Genomic DNA, 16,096 nt, shown 5'->3' on the forward strand with positions numbered 1-16,096 from the left:
ATTACTTCAGCTCGATGTTCTCGAAGTCGAACAGACCCGACCAGGTGACCTTGGCGTTCACCCGCTCCGAACGCCCGGCCGCGACGTTGTAGTCGAAGACCGGAATGTCGGCCATGTCCCGGAACAGGACCTGCTGCGCCTTGGCGAGGGTGTCGTAGGCCTGTTCGGGTGTGGGCGCGGCCAGCGCCTGGCTCAGCAGTCCGTCGAACTCCGGGCTGGAGTAGCCGGTGTTGTTGGTACCCGAACCGCTCCGGTACAGCGCGTTCAGGAAGGCGAACATGGACGGGTAGTCACCCTGCCAGCCGTAGCGGAAGGCCTTGCCGAGGGTCTTGCCCGTGATCAGGTCACGGATGGTCTTGAAGGTCGGATAGGGCGTGCCGACGGCGTCGATCCCGAGGGTGTTCTTGATGCTGTTGGCGACCGCCTCGATCCAGGCCTGGTGACCACCGTCGGCGTTGTAACCGATCTCGTAGCGGCCCGACCACGGCGAGATGGCGTCGGCCTGCGCCCACAGCTTCTTGGCCTCCTCCGGGTTGTACTTCAGCACCTCCGACCCGGGCAGGTTCGCCCGGAAGCCGGGCAGGGTGAAGGCCGTGAAGTCCTGGGCGGGCACCCGCGTGCCCTGGAAGATGTTCTGCGCGATCTGTTCCCGATTGATCGCCATCGAGAGCGCCTTGCGGCGCAGCACACCCTCGGCGCCGCCGAAGTGCGGCACGGTCTGGGTGATGCCGATGTGCTGGCTGTAGGCGATCGGCTTGGTCATGGCCCGATCGCCGAGCTCCTGCTTGTAGGACGCCAGCGCGGTGTCGGGAATGACGTCGAGCGCGTCGAGATTGCCCGCGACCAGATCGGCGTACGCGGTGTCCTGGGACTGGTACATCACGAAGCGCAGCCCCTTGTTCTTCGCGGGGCGGCCGCCGTGATAGTCCGGATTCGGCTCCATATCGATCTTGACGTTGTGTTCCCACGCGGTCAGCTTGTACGGGCCGTTACCGATCGGCTTCTCCCCGAACGCCTTCATATCCTTGAAGGCCACCTCCGGCAGCGGGTAGAACGGCGAATAGCCCAGCGCCAGCTCGAAATCCATCGACGGATGCTTCAGATCGACGGTGAAGGTCTTGTCGTCGATCACCTTCAAGCCCGACATGGTTTGGGCGGTGGGCGGATTCGCCGCCAGGGCGTCATAGCCCTCGATCGGCTCGAAGACGTAGTTCTGTACCTGAGCGTTGGTGGCGAGCGCGCCGTAGTTCCAGGCATCCACGAACGACTTGGCCGTCACCGGCGTGCCGTCGATGAACTTCCAGTCCTTCAAGGTGATCTTGTAGTGCTGCCGGTCGGTGGTGTCGATCGACTGCGCCACCTCGTTGTAGGCCTTGCCGTCCGCGTCGTAGTATTTCAGCCCCGCGAACAACCGGTCGACCACCCGGCCGCCCATGTTCTCGTTGGTGTTGGTCGGCACCAGCGGGTGCTGGGGCTCGCCCGCATTGACCGTGACGACATCGGCCTCATTGCCGCCGCTCGCGGAACAGCCTGTCAGAGCTAGGCTCGTGGCCAACAGTGCTGCCGCGCTCAGCGCGGTGATCGTCTTGAATCTCAACGCAACTACTCCGGTTCACGAAGGGCAGGCGGAGCGACGGCACGCGCGAGGATCCGCCCGTGGGCACCGTCGAACCACCTTGGGTGAATCGGACAGTAGCCACAACCAGCCGGGTTGTCAGCGGATCGACGCGTCTTTGTTCCGCTTGTTAGCAATTGCGCAACATTGCCGACTCATTGCCGGGAGTTGCGGGGGTAGGTTGCACAATCCGGATAGCAACGCGCCTCGTTCCCCCTTCCCTCCGCCGGTACCCCGACGCGGCGCAGGTCACAGTCCGTTAGGGTCGAAACGTGGCCGCGGTCACCACCCCCGGCCGAAGCGCATGCGAAAGAAGAGACGAGATGACCGACACCACCGCTGATCACCTGGATGCCTATCCGCCGACCGCGGAATTCGCGGCCGCGGCCAACGCCGACGCGTCTCTCTACGACAAGGCCGCCGCCGATCGCGAGGCCTTCTGGGCGGAGCAGGCCGGTCGGCTGCATTGGCATCAACCGTGGAACCGCGTGCTGGACTGGGACGCCGCGCCCTTCGCGCGCTGGTTCGTCGACGGCAAGCTGAATGTGGCCTACAACTGCGTGGATCGCCACGTCGCCGACGGCTTCGGCGATCAGGTCGCCATCCACTGGGAGGGCGAGCCGGGCGACTCCCGCGACATCACCTATGCGCAGTTGCTGGCCGAGGTGAGCCAGGCCGCCAACTACTTCACCGAACTGGGCCTGCAGGCGGGCGATCGGGTTGCCATCTATATGCCGATGGTTCCGGAGGCCATCGTGGCGATGCTGGCCTGTGCGCGGCTGGGGTTGACCCATTCGGTGGTATTCGCCGGATTCTCCCCCACCGCACTGCGCCAGCGCGTCGACGACGCCGAGGCGCGGTTGGTCGTCACGACCGACGGCCAGTGGCGACGCGGTAAGGCCGCCCCGCTGAAGGAGGCCGTGGACGAGGCGCTCTACGCGCACGGCGGCACGCCGTCGAGCGTGGAGCATGTGCTCGTGGTGCGCCGCACGAATATCGAGGTGCCCTGGACCGAGGGCCGCGATCTGTGGTGGCACGAGACGGTCGGGCAGGCGGCCGCCGAGCACGAGGCGCAACCGTTCGATGCCGAACATCCGCTGTTCATCCTCTACACCTCCGGCACCACCGGTAAGCCGAAGGGCATCCTGCACACCTCGGGCGGCTATTTGACCCAGGCGTCCTATACCCACCACTACGTCTTCGACCACAAGCCGGGCCGGGACGTGTACTGGTGCACGGCCGATATCGGCTGGGTGACCGGGCACAGCTACATCGTGTACGGGCCGCTGTCGAACCGGGTCACCCAGGTCGTCTACGAGGGCACGCCCAATTCGCCCGACGAGCACCGGCACTTCCAGATCATCGAGAAGTACGGCGTCACCATCTATTACACGGCCCCGACGCTGATCCGGACGTTCATGAAATGGGGCCGCGAGATTCCGCAGGCGCACGATCTGTCCAGCCTGCGGGTGCTGGGATCGGTGGGCGAGCCGATCAACCCGGAGGCGTGGCGCTGGTACCGGGAGGTGATCGGTTCCGGCAAGACCCCGATCGTGGACACCTGGTGGCAGACGGAGACCGGCGCGATCATGATCTCGCCGCTGCCCGGCGTCACCGCCGCCAAGCCCGGCGCCGCCATGGCCCCGCTGCCCGGCATCTCGGCGCAGGTCGTGGACGAGGAGGGCAATCCGGTTCAGCTCGGGGCCACCGAGGCCAACGGCTATCTGGTGCTCGATCGGCCGTGGCCGTCCATGCTGCGCGGCATCTGGGGCGATCCCGAGCGGTACAAGGCGACCTACTGGGAGCGGTTCGGCACACAGGGCTGGTACTTCGCCGGGGACGGGGCCAAGCTCGACGCCGGTGGGGATCTGTGGGTGCTGGGCCGCGTCGACGATGTGATGAACGTGTCGGGCCACCGCATCTCGACCGCCGAGGTGGAGTCCGCGCTGGTGGGGCACTACGGGGTGGCCGAGGCCGCGGTCGTGGGAGCCAGTGACGCCACCACCGGCCAGGGCATCGTCGCCTTCGTCATCCTCACCGGTGAGGCGAAGAACACCGGCCAGGATCTGGTCGACGAGCTGAAGGCCGAGGTGTCGCGGGAGATCAGCCCGATCGCGCGGCCGCGCGAGATCCACATCGTGCCCGAGCTGCCCAAGACCCGGTCGGGGAAGATCATGCGGCGCCTGCTGCGCGATGTGGCCGAGGGGCGTGAGCTGGGGGATACGTCGACGCTGGTGGATCCCAATGTGTTCGAGGCGATTCGGGCGAAGAAGGCCAACTGGTAGGCGCTTCCCGATAGTGCGGCCCGGTGCGGAAGGCCGGGCCGCCGAGCCGGGCGAAACGGACACCCGTTAAAATCCTGTTAGGAGTGCCGGGAAGTCTGGTCGGCGTGTGTCAAGTGTCCGCCCGACCGGAAGGTGTCCGTCATCGCCGCGCTGCGCTCCGAATTCGCCCGATTCCTTCGCACCGAGACCGTCGGCGGCGTACTGCTGCTGATCGCGGCGGCGGTCGCGCTGCTGTGGGTGAACTCGCCCTGGAGCGACAGCTATCTCGCGCTCGCCGATACCAGGCTGGCGATTCCGGCGCTGCATCTGGATCTGAGCGTGGCGGAGTGGACCAAGGACGGGCTGCTGGCCGTCTTCTTCTTCGTGGCGGGACTCGAGCTCAAGCGGGAATTGGTGGTCGGCGAGCTCGCCGATCGCAGGCAGGCCGCGCTGCCGATCATCGCGGCCGTGGGCGGTGTGGTCGTCCCCGCGCTGATCGCGCTGGCGATCGGATACGGCGTCGAGGGGATGGAGCGCGGGTGGGCGATCCCGGTCGCCACCGATATCGCCTTCGCGCTGGCCGTACTCGCGCTGACCGGGTCCCGGATTCCCACCACCGCACGGGTTTTCCTGCTCAGTTTGGCCGTGGTCGACGATCTGATCGCCATCGTGCTGATCGCCGTGCTGTTCACCTCCGCCATCGCGATCGGCTGGCTGCTGGTCGCGGCGGCCTGCTTCGCAGGATGGGCGCTGGCGCAACGGTTCCGGCTCGGCAGCCCGCTGATCTACGTGCCGCTGGCGCTGCTGTCGTGGTTCGCCTTGCACGAGGCCGGAATTCATCCCACCCTCGCGGGGGTGCTGTGCGGCCTGCTCACCCGGGTCCGCCCCGATCCCGGGGAGGACGAGGCGCCCGCGACGCGGCTCGAGCATCTGTTCCAGCCCGTGTCGGCGGGGTTGTGTGTGCCGCTGTTCGCGCTGTTCGCCTCCGGAGTTCCGTTGTCGGCGGCGGTATTCGGCGAGTTGGCCACCGATCGGCTGGCGCTGGCAATCATCGTCGGGCTGCTCGCCGGAAAGACCCTCGGCATCTTCGGATCGGGCTGGCTGGCCATCCGCGCGGGGGTGGCGCGGCGGCCCGACGGATTGGGCTGGCGCGACATGTTCGCCCTGTCGGTACTGGGCGCGATCGGCTTCACCGTTAGCCTCTTGGTGGCAGAACTGGCGTTGGCGGACGACGTCGCCGCCGCCGAACTGGCGAAAGCCGCCGTGTTGATGACGTCAATGACGGCGTCCCTGCTGGGTTCGGCGCTACTGTTGCGACGTGGCCGCGTACACCAGGCACGGCGGGACGCACGCGCGGTCGCCGGAGACGAGTGAAGGCCGGGCAGTACCGGGAACGGAGAAGGGTCGAGCAATTGAGCTTCACACAGGGCGGTAACGGGCAGGACGCGGGCCGCAACCGGACCATCACCTCGATTCCGCTGTCCGAAGTCGACACCACCGCGGGCGCCAGCATCGGCGAGCTGGTGCGCGATGCGGCCGAGCAGGTGTCGACCCTGGTGCGCGCCGAGGTGAAGCTGGCCAAGACCGAGGTCACCGGCGAGATCAAGAAGGGCCTGCAGGGCAGCGTCTACTTCATCGTCGCGCTGACGATTCTGCTGTTCTCCAGCTTCTTCTTTTTCTTCTTCCTGGCCGAACTGTTGGATGTATGGCTGGTGCGCTGGGCGGCGTTCCTGATCGTGTTCGCGCTGATGATCGTGGCGGTCGCGCTGTTCGGCTTCCTCGGCTATCTGAAGGTGCGCAAACTGCGGGCGCCGCAGAAGACCATCGAGACGCTCAAGGAGACGCGTTCGGTGCTTCCGCATGTCGGGGGTTCGCAGGGCGCCTGATCCGCCGATTACGCTTTCCGCGTGTCGTCGAACCCGAGTCCGGATCCGTCCAGCGTCCGCTACGACGGACCGTGGATGCACAAGGACGTGCATGCCAACGGCATTCGTTTCCATGTGGTGGAGGCGGCCCCGGTCGATGCCGTACTCGCCGAGGCCCCGCTGGTGGTGCTGCTGCACGGCTTCGGCGACTTCTGGTGGTCGTGGCGGCATCAGCTGACCGCGCTCGCCGAGCTGGGATATCGCACGGTCGCGGTCGATCTGCGCGGCTACGGCGATTCGGACAAGCCACCGCGCGGCTACGACGGCTGGACGCTGGCCGGTGACATCGCCGGGCTGATCCGCGCGCTCGGACACACCGAGGCCACGCTGATCGGCCACGCCGAGGGCGGGCTGGTGTGCTGGGCGACCGCGGTGCTGCATCCGCGGCTGGTGCGCTCGATCGCGCTGGTGAGTTCGCCGCATCCGGTCGCGCTCAAACAGTCCGTGCTGCGCGATCGCCGCCAGCGGTCGGCATGGCTGCCGAACTTCCTGCGCTACCAGCCCCCGCGCTACGGCGAACACCTGCTGACCAAGCGCGACGGCTTCGAGGTGGAACGGCTGCTGCGCCAGCGGGTCGGCGCGACCTGGGTCGGCAGCGCCGAATTCGTCGACACCGCACGGCGAATGCGCTCGGCCATCCGGATTCCCGGCGTGGCCCACTGTGCCCTGGAGTATCAGCGCTGGGCCTTCCGCAGCCAGTGGCGTCCCGACGGTCACCGCTTCATGTCGGCCATGCGCGAGCCGGTGCGCATCCCCGCGCTGGTGCTGCGCGGCGCGGACGACCACTACATCCTCGACTCGACCGTCCGACGCCGCCACGAGCTCAGTCCGGACCGCAGGCTGGTGGCGATCGCGAACGCCGGGCACTTCGCGCATCAGGAGAATCCCGACGCGGTCACCGCCGAATTGGCGAAACTGCTGGCCTGACAGTTCGACGGCGGTGACCCCGGCGGGCACTCAGCTCAGCACGCACTCCCCGGTGGGCACGGCGGCGTTCGCATGCGAGGCCGCCTGCAGATCGGCTTCGATCTCCCGCAGCGTCAGCACATAGCCGGTCTCCTCGTCGGTGGTCGCCGCGCCGAAGACCACGCCGAGCACCTCGCCCTCCGTATCCACCAGCGGCCCACCGGAATTACCGGCCCGCACCTTGCCGCGCAGCGTGTACACCTCGCGCGTAACGGTGCCGCTCTTGTAGATGTTCGGGCCGCTCAGATCCAGGGTGTCGCGAATGCGCGCGGCACTGGCGGTGTACTGGCCGCCGCCGGGATAGCCGAGCACGATGGCGCTGTCGGCGGTCTTCGCCTCGGCCGGGGCCAGCGGGATGACCGGCGCCTGCAGCCCCGGCACATCGAGCACCGCCACGTCCTTGTTCGGATCGAACAGCACCACACGGGCATCCAGCGGCCCGTAGACCGTATCGACCGTCACCGTGGTTGTACCCGCGACGACATGGGCATTGGTCATGATCCGCCGGGGCGCCACGACGAAACCCGAACCCTCCAGCTGCCGTTGGCAACTCGGCGCGACGCCACGAATCCGCAGCACGCTCTGCTGCAGACTCAGCGCCACCGGCGAGGTGAGCACCGATGGGTCCGGCGGATCCACCGGCGTATTGGGCGCGCGGCCGAACGGGCCGATCACCTCCGGCAGCCCGGAGGTGTTGAGGAGCTTGGAGAATTCGTTGGGCACCCGCCGCAGCCAGTCGGGAGCCACCTGGTTCACATCGGTCAGCACGCGGGAACCGTTGACGGCGGCCGCGATCGAGGGCTGCGAGGACGAGGCCAGCGGCAGCGCGAGCAGCCACGCCGTCACCAGCACCGCGACACACTGCAGCGCCGCACCCACCACGCTGTCCACGCTGCGGGTGAACGGATGGATCATCCCGCTGCGGGCGGCGCGGCCGAGCACCATGCCCGCCACCTCGCCGATGATGACCAGCGCGACGATCAGCACCACGCCGACCAGCACCCGCTTACGGCCCTCGTCGATGTGGATGAGGATGTGCGGCGCGATCAGGATGCCCGCCACCGCACCGAGCACCACACCCAGGAAGGCCAGCGCCGAGGCGACCGCACCCTGCCGCCACCCCGAGGTGGCGGCGAGCAGCGCGATGATCACGACCCCGAGGTCCAGCCACGCCGAGGAACTCATAACGTCATCCCCACTGCCGCGAGCGAGGCCTGTAGATCACGCACATCGTGGTGATCCCAGTCCCGCTCCCATCCCGACACCGCCAGCAGACCGGCGAGCACACCGGCCGTGAATCCCCAGACGAGCATGCCGTCGACCGCGAAGGCCGGGCCCATGTAGCCCAGCGGATGTCGCACGACGAACCGGTTGGCCGGATCGATCAGATCGGCCAGCGGTACCCGCACCACCCGCGCGGCCTCGGTCTCGCTGACCACGCGGACCTCCCCCGGCGTGCGCCAGTAGGCGACGACCGGGGTCACGTCGAAGCGCGAGGGCGGTACGAAGATCTTGGGCAGCACCGCGATCGGCTCGACACCGCGCGGATCCAGGCCGGTCTCCTCGCGCGCCTCGCGCATTGCCGTATCGATCGGACCGTCGTCGCCGGGCTCGACCCCGCCGCCCGGGAAGGCGACCTGTCCGCGATGCTGGCGCAGGGTGGCCGCACGCTGGGTCAGCAGCACGTCGGCATCGGCCGGTAAACCGCCGGGCGCGTTCGGATCGGGTTGCGGGGAACCGCCGAACAGCACCAGCACGGCCGCCTGCCGGGGGCGCAGCGCGGCGCTCACGACCTTCTGCATCGCCCTGCGGTTCAGCACCGGATTCGTGCCGGTCGGATCGACCGGCTCGTGTTCGGCCACGCCGCGTAGCCATGGCGGGATGTCGCCGGTCACCAATCTCGGTGCGACACCGGCCTTCTTCCGGCCTTCGCGGTCGTCCACGCTGCCTCCTCGGGCACCTTCGCGCAGCCGGGTACCGCGGCACACGCAACCTCCGGTCGGACTGCTCATGCTCCGATCATCGTCGCCCGCGCGCCGGTTCGCCGCGCGGGGCGCTGGTTTGTCATCGGGTTCGAGCCGTTCACCGTATCCGTCCCGGCCCTCGTTCACGCCGCCGCTCCCAGTTCGGCGGCGACGGTCGCGGCGATGTCGTCGGCGTCGCGGAACGGTCGCACCACCACCTTCGCGACCGACCCGTCGGCGCGAACGAGCACCGAAATCGGCTGTACGGCAGGTGCTTTCACGGCGGATCGTACCTTCGCGCCGCCGTCCTGCACACCCGGTAGGCGCACGTCCAGATCGGTCAGCCGGGCCAGCGCCTTGGCCTCGTCGGGATCGCTGTGCACCGTGAGCACGGTCACCGCGCCGGGTCGCTCGGCATAGCGCTGCAGCGCGGGCAGTTCCTCCGCGCACGGCGGGCACCAGTAGGTCCACAGATTCAGCAGCACCGGGCGGCCCGCCACCGCGGCCGCCAGATCCACCGGGCCGCCCGTCGCCAGGCAGTCCACGGTGATGCCCGCCAGCGGACCGCTCCCGACGGCGCCCGGCGCGGGTCGCGGGCAGTCGGCCAGTTGCGCCGCGGCGCGTAGGCCGGGCGATACGGCGGCGGGGGGCCGCGTCGTTTCCGATGCGGCCCGGGGGGTTTCCCGCGCACCGCGCGGCCAGATCGCGACGGCGAGCGCGACCACGGCGATCAGCGCCGCGAGCGTCCACCGCCAGGCGACCGGGAACGATTTCACCGGCCCACCAGCTCGAGCAGATGCTCGGCCTCGGGTCCCTTGATGAGCGCGGCCGCGGTGGCCGGATCGGTGGGACCGGCGCCGAACGACGGGCAGTCCTTGGCGAGCAGGCAGGCGCCGCAGGCGGGCTTGCGGGCGTGGCACACCCGGCGACCGTGGAAGATCACCCGGTGCGAGAGCATGGTCCACTCCTTGCGCTCGATCAGCTCGCCCACGGCGTGCTCGATCTTGACCGGGTCGGTCTCGGTGGTCCACCGCCACCGCGTGACCAGCCGGGCGAAATGGGTGTCGACAGTGATTCCGGGCACATCGAAGGCATTGCCGAGGATCACATTCGCGGTCTTGCGGCCGATGCCCGGCAGCCGCACCAACTCGTCGAGAGTGTGCGGCAGCACGCCGTCGTGATCGGCCAGCAGCGCCTGCCCCAGGCCGATGAGCGCCGACGCCTTGTTGCGATAGAAACCGGTCGGGCGGATGTATTCCTCGAGCTCGGTGCGATCGGCCTCGGCATAGGCCTTGGCGTCGGGGTAGCGGGCGAACAGCGCCGGGGTGGTCATATTCACCCGGACGTCGGTGCACTGCGCGGAAAGAATTGTGGCGACTGCCAATTCGAGCGGGGTGGTGAAATCCAGCTCGCAGTGCGCGTCCGGGAATGCCTCGGTCAGCGTCCGATACATCCGCCGCGCGCGCCGCACCAGACCGAGCCTGGTCTCCGCGGCGAATTTGGCCTTGGGCGAGGCGGCCGCGCGGCGGCGACGAGTGGGCTCGGCGGTGGTCTCGAGGGGTTCTGCGACGGCGGACGGTTCGTGCCCGTTCGCGGCGGCGGATCCGGTTTCACGCACGCGTCCACCTTACGGAACCGCACCGACACCGGCGCCGCCGCGAACAAGCCCCGTGTTCCATCTGAGACCTTCTGCGTGTTTACTCACCCGTATGCAAGGACTCGCTGTGGTGCTCTTCCCGGTGGTGCTGATGCTGTTCGCGCTGTTCATGGAACGGGTCGAGAATCGGCTACGCAAACTGCTCGAACCGGAGGAAGAGGTCCAGCAGTACCTCGACCGGGCCAGCAATGCCGAGGTCAACGAGCTGGCCAAGCTCGGCGTCCCGGCGCATGCGGCCCGGGGGCGCCGCAGACGCGCCAGCGGCGACGAATTGGATGTGGCCGCCGCCAGCTGATCTTCTGGGGGCTACGGGAACCGATTCGGCACCACGAGCGTTCCACAAACCGCGCGTTACGTGGTGTCTGTCACTACGCTGCCCGTATGCCAAGTAGACTGCACTGTCGGCCGGAACGCTTCGGTCGCCGACAGAGCCAATTCCCATAAGGAGCACATTCGTGGACGAGGCCCTCGCCAGAGCAGGCATCTTCCAAGGCGTCGAGCCCACCGCGGTCGCGGCTCTCGCCAAACAGCTCGAGCCCGTGGATTTCCCGCGCGGCCACGTCATCTTCAACGAGGGCGAACCCGGCGATCGGCTGTACATCATCACGTCGGGCAAGGTGAAGATCGGCCGCCGGTCCCCGGACGGTCGCGAGAACCTGCTGACCATCATGGGTCCGTCGGACATGTTCGGCGAGCTGTCGATCTTCGATCCGGGCCCGCGCACCTCGACGGCCACCACCGTCACCGAGGTCCGCGCGGTCACCATGAACCGCGACGCCCTCAAGTCGTGGATCGACCAGCGTCCGGAGATCGCTGAGCAGTTGCTGCGAGTGCTGGCGCGTCGGCTGCGCCGCACCAACAACAACCTCGCCGATCTGATCTTCACCGACGTGCCCGGCCGTGTCGCCAAGGCGCTGTTGCAGCTGGCGCAGCGGTTCGGCACGCAGGAGGCGGGCGCGCTGCGGGTCACCCACGACCTCACTCAGGAGGAGATCGCCCAGCTGGTCGGCGCCTCCCGCGAGACGGTCAACAAGGCCCTGGCCGATTTCGCCCACCGCGGCTGGCTGCGGCTCGAGGGCAAGAGCGTGCTGATCACCGATTCGGAGCGGCTGGCCCGCCGGGCGCGCTGAGACGTCCCCTTGTCCGGAGCGGCCTCTGCAGGGAGAGGCCGCCGGGCGCGCGCCCCCTGATCAGGACCGAGGTCGGCTGCGCAGATAGGCCAGTTGGGCCTTGACGGAGCTGCGGGCGGCCGGCCAGAGCCGCTTGTCGACATCGGCGTAGACGCGCGCGACGATCTGCAGCGGGCGGGCATTCGGCCCGAGTTCGCGCAGTGCCTCTCGCACCTGGTCCAGACGTTCCTGCCGATGGCGGATGTAGTAATCGATCACCGGTTTCGCGTCCGGGTGATCGGGGCCGTGCGCCGGTAGCAGGGCCCGGCCCGCGGCCAGTGCGGCCAGCCGGTCCAGCGACGCGAGATAGTCCCCCAGCGCGCCGTCGCGCGATTCCAGCACGGTTGTGCCGCTGCCGAGCACCGTATCGCCGGTCAGCAGGTCGTCGTCGAGTACGAAACTCACCGAATCCCGCGTGTGGCCCGGGGTGGCGAGCACCGTGATGCGCAGGCCCGCGGCCTCGATCACCTCGCCGTCGGCCAGCGTCGCATCGGCTCCGTGCAGAAATTTGGGGTCGTAGGAGCGGACCGGGGTTCCGGTCAGCCGCACCAGGCGATCGATGCCGCCGGTGTGATCGTGATGGTGGTGGGTGATCAGCGTCAGCGCGATCCTGCCGTCGGTCGCCCGCGCGATGGCCTCGCTGTGCCCCTTGTCCTTGGGCCCCGGATCGACCACGACGTAGTCGGACCGATCCGGAGCGCGCAGCAGCCACGTGTTGGTGCCCTGCAGGGTCATCTGATTCGGATTGTTCGCCAGCAGCACCGACGCGCTCGCCGTGACCGGGCGCACCTGCCCGTACGCGGGATGGGTGAGGCTCATAAAGCTCCTAACGCGCGGCGCCGCAACGATCTTCCATCGGATCTGCTTACCGCACCTCGGCGATGAGCTCCACCTCGACGGGGGTGTTCTTGGGCAGTTCGAAGACGCCGACGGCCGAGCGGGCGTGTACCCCGGCCTCGCCGAGGACCTCGTGCAGGAACTCCGACGCGCCGTTGATCACCAGCGGCTGATCGTTGAAACCCGGTGCGGAGGCGACGAATCCGACCACCTTCACGATCCGCGTGACATTGTCCAGGCCGACCAGGGCGTCGACCGCGGCCAGGGCGTTGAGCGCGCACAGCTTGGCCGCTTCCCGGCCCTGGTCGAGGCTCACCTCCGCGCCCACCTTGCCGGTCGCGGACAGCTCGCCGTTCACGAACGGCAACTGTCCGGAGGTGTAGACGAACGAACCCGAGCGCAGGGCCGGAATGTAGGCACCGGCCGGGGGCGCCACCGGCGGCAGCTCCAGGCCGAGGCGCTCCAGGTTCTTACGCCACGGCGTCGAGTCGGTCATCAACGCTTCTCCCGCTTCAGATAGGCGACGTGCTGCTCACCGGTCGGGCCGGGCAGCACCGTGACGAGCTCCCAGCCGTCGGCGCCCCACTGGTCCAGAATCTGCTTGGTCGCATGGGTCAGCAGCGGCACCGTCGCGTACTCCCACAGGGTCACATCACTCATGGGGCCGAGCGTAGTGGGAAACCGACGACGCAGCTCACGCGCCTGCGAAACGCGATGTGGCGAGAAGAACAGTCGGCGCGGTCTATGGCCACGATTTCATAACGGGTTATAGGCTCGCGAAGGTGGGAGTACCGACAGCAGTGCCCGTTTCGGCGGAACCGGGGCTGAAACGAGGGTGGCCGGGACGCGCGGACAGGGCTCGCCTGCATTACGTCTCCGGCAAGGGCGGGACCGGAAAATCCACGGTGTCGGCGGCTTTGGCGCTCGCGCTGGCGGCCGGGGGGCGGCGCGTCCTGCTGGTGGAGGTGGAGGGGCGGCAGTCGATCGCCCAGCTGTTCGACCTGCCGCCGCTACCACCCACCGAGACCAAGATCGCGACCGCGGACGGCGGCGGCGAGGTGGTGGCCCTGGCGCTCGACATCGAGCACGCCTTCCTCGAGTACCTCGACATGTTCTACAACCTCGGTTTCGCCGGGCGGGCCATGCGGCGCATGGGCGCCATCGAATTCGTCACCACGATCGCACCGGGTCTGCGCGATGTCATCCTGACCGGCAAGATCAAGGAATGCGCTGTGCGCGTGGACAAGTCGTCGGGGCGGCCGGTGTACGACGAGGTGGTCGTCGACGCGCCGCCGACCGGCCGGATCGCGAGCTTCCTCGACGTCACCAAGGCCATGGCCGAGGTCGCCAAGGGCGGGCCGATCGCCTCGCAGGCCGAGGGCGTGTCCAGCCTGCTGCACTCCGATCAGACGGTGGTGCATCTGGTCACCCTGCTCGAGGCGCTGCCGGTGCAGGAAACCGCCGACGCCGTCGCGGAACTGACCGGCGCCGATTTCCGAATCGGCACCGTGATCGTGAATCGGGCCACCGAGGGCTTCCTGCCCGCCGAGCTGCGCGCCCGCGCCGCGGCCGGTGAGCTGGACACCGAGGCGCTGCGCGCGGGCCTGCGGGCCGCCGGAGTCACGCTGTCCGACAGCGATTTCCAGGGCCTGCTGCGCGAGGCGATCGAACATTCGGCCACGCTGCAGGCCCAGGACGTCAGCTCGGCCGAACTGGCCAAGGTCGACATCAGCCGCCTGTACCTGCCCGCACTGCCCGACGGGATGGATCTGGGCGGGCTGTACGAATTGGCCGAACATCTGAGCGAGCAGGGAGTCCGGTGATGACAGCCCCTAGTTCCCTGCTGCCCCCTAACATTGCCCCCCTTGACATCTCGCGCATCATCGACGACCCGACCGCGCGGGTCGTGGTCTGCTGCGGGTCCGGCGGCGTGGGCAAGACCACCACGGCCGCGGCCATTGCCCTGCGCGCCGCCGAACGCGGCCGCAAGGTCGTCGTGCTCACCATCGATCCGGCCCGCCGCCTCGCGCAGTCGCTGGGCGTGAGCGATCTGGGCAATGTGCCGCAGCGAGTGCGGTTGGGTCCCGAGGCCCGGGGCGAGCTGTACGCGATGATGCTGAACATGCGCCGCACCTTCGACGAGATGGTGCTCGAACACACCAGCCCGGAGAAGGCCGAGCAGATCTTCGCCAACCCCTTCTATCAGACCGTCGCCTCCTCCTTCGGCGGAACGCAGGAGTACATGGCGATGGAGAAGCTGGGACAGCTGGCCGGGCGGCGCGAGTGGGATCTGATCGTGGTCGACACGCCGCCCTCGCGCAACGCGCTGGACTTCCTCGACGCACCCAAGCGGCTCGGAAACTTCCTCAACGGCCGGATGATTCGTGTGATCATGGCGCCCGGCCGGGGCGTGGGCCGGTTCGTGACGGGTGCGATGAGTCTGGCGGTGCGCGGCGTGTCCACGATCGTGGGCGGTCAGATGCTCAAGGACGCCTCGCTGTTCCTGCAGTCACTGGAGTCGATGTTCGGCGGCTTCCAGGACCGGGCGGAGCGCACCTACGCCATGCTGTCGCGGCCGGGCACGCATTTCGTGGTGGTGGCGGCCGCGGAACCGGATGCGCTGCGTGAGGCGTCGTTCTTCGTGGATCGGCTCTCGACCGACCGGATGCCGCTGGCCGGGCTGGTGCTCAACCGCACCCACCCGGCCCTGTGCTCGCTGTCGCCCGAGCACGCCCTCGCCGCGGCGGATCGGCTCGCGACCGACGGATCCCCCGCCGACGCGGCCGCCGAGCCGAACGCGTTGGCCGCGGAGGTGCTGCGCATCCACGCCCATCGGGCGAGCACCGCCAAGCGGGAACAGCATCTGCTGCACCGATTCACCGGCGCGCACCCGCGCGTGCCGATCGTCGCGGTGACCGCGCTGCCGTTCGAGGTGTCGGATCTGGACGCCCTGCGCGCCGTCGGCGATCAACTGACCGGCCCCCCGCGCTAGCTCGAAAAACGGTCCGAGCCCGCATCGGCGGGCTCGGACCGTACTGGACGCACAACCCCTACATCGCAACCTTCTGCTGACGCTGGGCACGGAAGAAGTCCGCCCAGGACGTCACCTCCGGATGCTGCTTCAGCAGCGCCCGCCGCTGCCGTTCGGTCATTCCACCCCACACACCGAACTCCACTCGATTGTCCAGGGCGTCGGCACCGCACTCCATCAACACCGGGCAGTGTCGGCAGATTGTCGCCGCCTTGCGCTGAGCCGCGCCGCGCACGAACAGCTGATCGGGATCTACTTCCTTGCATCGGGCCTGGGACACCCAGGCGATTCTCGCTTCGGCCTGCTCCACGTCCAATCGAGCGATCGGGGTAGTCATGTGCATTTGGTGTGCCCCTTTGCAGTCCGAACACCGGGTCAACGGCGCTCCAGAATCGCGTGCAGTGCGCAGTAACCCAACCCCACTGCGTTCTGCACCACATTCCACTTTGAGTGTTAGCTCTATCACACTGGGTTCTCAATCTAGGTAAAGGTATGGCGCCTGCGCAAGACCGTCTCGGGAATTTTTGGTACGACCGTCCCTGCAAATTCCTGACAGCACCGGACAGGCGGGAACCAACCGGACGACACGCCCGTTGACGATGGTCGCGACTCGCCGGAGGAGTGTCCTAAGACACACAGGAAGTGACTGTTCGGTAGCTCGGAAACGG

The 16,096-nt window shown here is 68.3% G+C and carries 17 protein-coding genes; 8 read left to right on the forward strand and 9 right to left on the reverse strand.

Going from position 1 to position 16,096, the window contains the following annotated elements:
- Window position 1 precedes the first annotated feature (1 nt).
- Window positions 2-1,597, reverse strand: a complete 1,596-nt coding sequence (locus tag NDR87_RS06265) for an ABC transporter substrate-binding protein (protein ID WP_372494079.1) — start codon at window positions 1,595-1,597, stop codon at window positions 2-4.
- 341 nt (window positions 1,598-1,938) lie between these two features.
- On the opposite strand from NDR87_RS06265, the gene acs reads away from it, so the two are divergent.
- The 4 genes from acs to NDR87_RS06285 all read left to right on the forward strand — a co-directional run bounded on the left by acs (window position 1,939) and on the right by NDR87_RS06285 (window position 6,731).
- Complete coding sequence (acs, locus tag NDR87_RS06270; RefSeq protein ID WP_251909715.1) at window positions 1,939-3,900, forward strand: acetate--CoA ligase; 1,962 nt, start codon at window positions 1,939-1,941, stop codon at window positions 3,898-3,900.
- Window positions 3,901-4,041: 141 nt separating this feature from the next.
- Window positions 4,042-5,253 carry a Na+/H+ antiporter NhaA gene (gene nhaA / locus NDR87_RS06275; protein WP_251910191.1) on the forward strand — a complete coding sequence of 404 codons (1,212 nt, stop codon included), beginning with the start codon at window positions 4,042-4,044 and terminating at the stop codon, window positions 5,251-5,253.
- Window positions 5,254-5,291: 38 nt separating this feature from the next.
- The gene (locus tag NDR87_RS06280; protein ID WP_251909713.1) at window positions 5,292-5,765 is read left to right on the forward strand and encodes a phage holin family protein; all 474 of its coding nucleotides are present in this window, start codon (window positions 5,292-5,294) and stop codon (window positions 5,763-5,765) included.
- Window positions 5,766-5,840: 75 nt separating this feature from the next.
- The gene (locus NDR87_RS06285) at window positions 5,841-6,731 is read left to right on the forward strand and encodes an alpha/beta fold hydrolase (protein ID WP_251910190.1); all 891 of its coding nucleotides are present in this window, start codon (window positions 5,841-5,843) and stop codon (window positions 6,729-6,731) included.
- A gap of 30 nt (window positions 6,732-6,761) precedes the next feature.
- Here NDR87_RS06285 and NDR87_RS06290 read toward each other — a convergent pair whose 3' ends face one another.
- The 4 genes from NDR87_RS06290 to nth all read right to left on the reverse strand — a co-directional run bounded on the left by NDR87_RS06290 (window position 6,762) and on the right by nth (window position 10,187).
- On the reverse strand, window positions 6,762-7,955 hold the full coding sequence (locus NDR87_RS06290; protein WP_251909711.1) for a MarP family serine protease: 1,194 nt from the start codon (window positions 7,953-7,955) through the stop codon (window positions 6,762-6,764).
- Window positions 7,952-8,668: a CoA pyrophosphatase gene (locus NDR87_RS06295; RefSeq protein ID WP_286013209.1), complete on the reverse strand. Its 717-nt coding sequence runs from the start codon at window positions 8,666-8,668 to the stop codon at window positions 7,952-7,954. Before NDR87_RS06295 ends, NDR87_RS06290 begins: the two co-directional genes overlap by 4 nt.
- Window positions 8,669-8,877: 209 nt before the next feature.
- Window positions 8,878-9,510 carry a TlpA disulfide reductase family protein gene (locus NDR87_RS06300; RefSeq protein ID WP_251909710.1) on the reverse strand — a complete coding sequence of 211 codons (633 nt, stop codon included), beginning with the start codon at window positions 9,508-9,510 and terminating at the stop codon, window positions 8,878-8,880.
- The gene (gene nth / locus NDR87_RS06305) at window positions 9,507-10,187 is read right to left on the reverse strand and encodes an endonuclease III (RefSeq protein ID WP_251910188.1); all 681 of its coding nucleotides are present in this window, start codon (window positions 10,185-10,187) and stop codon (window positions 9,507-9,509) included. Before nth ends, NDR87_RS06300 begins: the two co-directional genes overlap by 4 nt.
- Window positions 10,188-10,443: 256 nt before the next feature.
- Here nth and NDR87_RS06310 point away from each other — a divergent pair, with 256 nt between their 5' ends.
- A complete protein-coding gene (locus NDR87_RS06310) occupies window positions 10,444-10,686 on the forward strand; it encodes a hypothetical protein (protein ID WP_251909707.1) in 243 nt (80 codons plus the stop codon).
- Window positions 10,687-10,846: 160 nt separating this feature from the next.
- Window positions 10,847-11,521, forward strand: a complete 675-nt coding sequence (gene glxR / locus NDR87_RS06315; RefSeq protein WP_067997873.1) for a CRP-like cAMP-activated global transcriptional regulator GlxR — start codon at window positions 10,847-10,849, stop codon at window positions 11,519-11,521.
- A 60-nt stretch (window positions 11,522-11,581) separates the two neighbouring features.
- On the opposite strand, the gene NDR87_RS06320 is transcribed toward glxR, so the two are convergent.
- From NDR87_RS06320 to NDR87_RS06330, 3 genes are read right to left on the reverse strand one after another with little or no spacing between them, the layout of a single operon-like run.
- Window positions 11,582-12,379 carry an MBL fold metallo-hydrolase gene (locus NDR87_RS06320; RefSeq protein WP_251909706.1) on the reverse strand — a complete coding sequence of 266 codons (798 nt, stop codon included), beginning with the start codon at window positions 12,377-12,379 and terminating at the stop codon, window positions 11,582-11,584.
- A 46-nt stretch (window positions 12,380-12,425) separates the two neighbouring features.
- Complete coding sequence (locus NDR87_RS06325; RefSeq protein WP_251909704.1) at window positions 12,426-12,893, reverse strand: RidA family protein; 468 nt, start codon at window positions 12,891-12,893, stop codon at window positions 12,426-12,428.
- Window positions 12,893-13,057 carry a DUF4177 domain-containing protein gene (locus NDR87_RS06330; RefSeq protein WP_098698302.1) on the reverse strand — a complete coding sequence of 55 codons (165 nt, stop codon included), beginning with the start codon at window positions 13,055-13,057 and terminating at the stop codon, window positions 12,893-12,895. Before NDR87_RS06330 ends, NDR87_RS06325 begins: the two co-directional genes overlap by 1 nt.
- A 140-nt stretch (window positions 13,058-13,197) precedes the next feature.
- Between NDR87_RS06330 and NDR87_RS06335 the strand changes: the two genes are divergently transcribed.
- Together NDR87_RS06335 and NDR87_RS06340 are read left to right on the forward strand one after the other, a co-directional pair.
- A complete protein-coding gene (locus NDR87_RS06335) occupies window positions 13,198-14,220 on the forward strand; it encodes an ArsA-related P-loop ATPase (RefSeq protein WP_251910187.1) in 1,023 nt (340 codons plus the stop codon).
- Window positions 14,220-15,389 (forward strand): ArsA family ATPase, encoded by a 1,170-nt coding sequence (locus tag NDR87_RS06340; RefSeq protein WP_251909703.1) that lies wholly within the window; start codon window positions 14,220-14,222, stop codon window positions 15,387-15,389. The genes NDR87_RS06335 and NDR87_RS06340 overlap by 1 nt, the downstream gene beginning before the upstream one ends.
- Window positions 15,390-15,447: 58 nt before the next feature.
- On the opposite strand, the gene NDR87_RS06345 is transcribed toward NDR87_RS06340, so the two are convergent.
- A complete protein-coding gene (locus tag NDR87_RS06345) occupies window positions 15,448-15,771 on the reverse strand; it encodes a WhiB family transcriptional regulator (RefSeq protein WP_030516437.1) in 324 nt (107 codons plus the stop codon).
- Window positions 15,772-16,096: the final 325 nt, after the last annotated feature.

This window comes from Nocardia sp. CDC159 (genome assembly GCF_023740735.1).
In the GTDB taxonomy this organism is placed as follows: domain Bacteria; phylum Actinomycetota; class Actinomycetes; order Mycobacteriales; family Mycobacteriaceae; genus Nocardia; species Nocardia pulmonis.

Excerpts from the sequence above, each read along its gene's own strand:
- acs (WP_251909715.1), top strand. The coding sequence starts at position 1,939 with ATGACCGACACCACCGCTGATCACCTGGATGCCTATCCGCCGACCGCG.
- NDR87_RS06340 (WP_251909703.1), top strand. The coding sequence starts at position 14,220 with ATGACAGCCCCTAGTTCCCTGCTGCCCCCTAACATTGCCCCCCTTGAC.
- NDR87_RS06320 (WP_251909706.1), bottom strand. The coding sequence starts at position 12,379 with ATGAGCCTCACCCATCCCGCGTACGGGCAGGTGCGCCCGGTCACGGCG.
- NDR87_RS06330 (WP_098698302.1), bottom strand. The coding sequence starts at position 13,057 with ATGAGTGATGTGACCCTGTGGGAGTACGCGACGGTGCCGCTGCTGACC.
- NDR87_RS06310 (WP_251909707.1), top strand. The coding sequence starts at position 10,444 with ATGCAAGGACTCGCTGTGGTGCTCTTCCCGGTGGTGCTGATGCTGTTC.
- NDR87_RS06325 (WP_251909704.1), bottom strand. The coding sequence starts at position 12,893 with ATGACCGACTCGACGCCGTGGCGTAAGAACCTGGAGCGCCTCGGCCTG.
- NDR87_RS06290 (WP_251909711.1), bottom strand. The coding sequence starts at position 7,955 with ATGAGTTCCTCGGCGTGGCTGGACCTCGGGGTCGTGATCATCGCGCTG.
- NDR87_RS06345 (WP_030516437.1), bottom strand. The coding sequence starts at position 15,771 with ATGCACATGACTACCCCGATCGCTCGATTGGACGTGGAGCAGGCCGAA.
- nth (WP_251910188.1), bottom strand. The coding sequence starts at position 10,187 with ATGTATCGGACGCTGACCGAGGCATTCCCGGACGCGCACTGCGAGCTG.
- NDR87_RS06285 (WP_251910190.1), top strand. The coding sequence starts at position 5,841 with ATGCACAAGGACGTGCATGCCAACGGCATTCGTTTCCATGTGGTGGAG.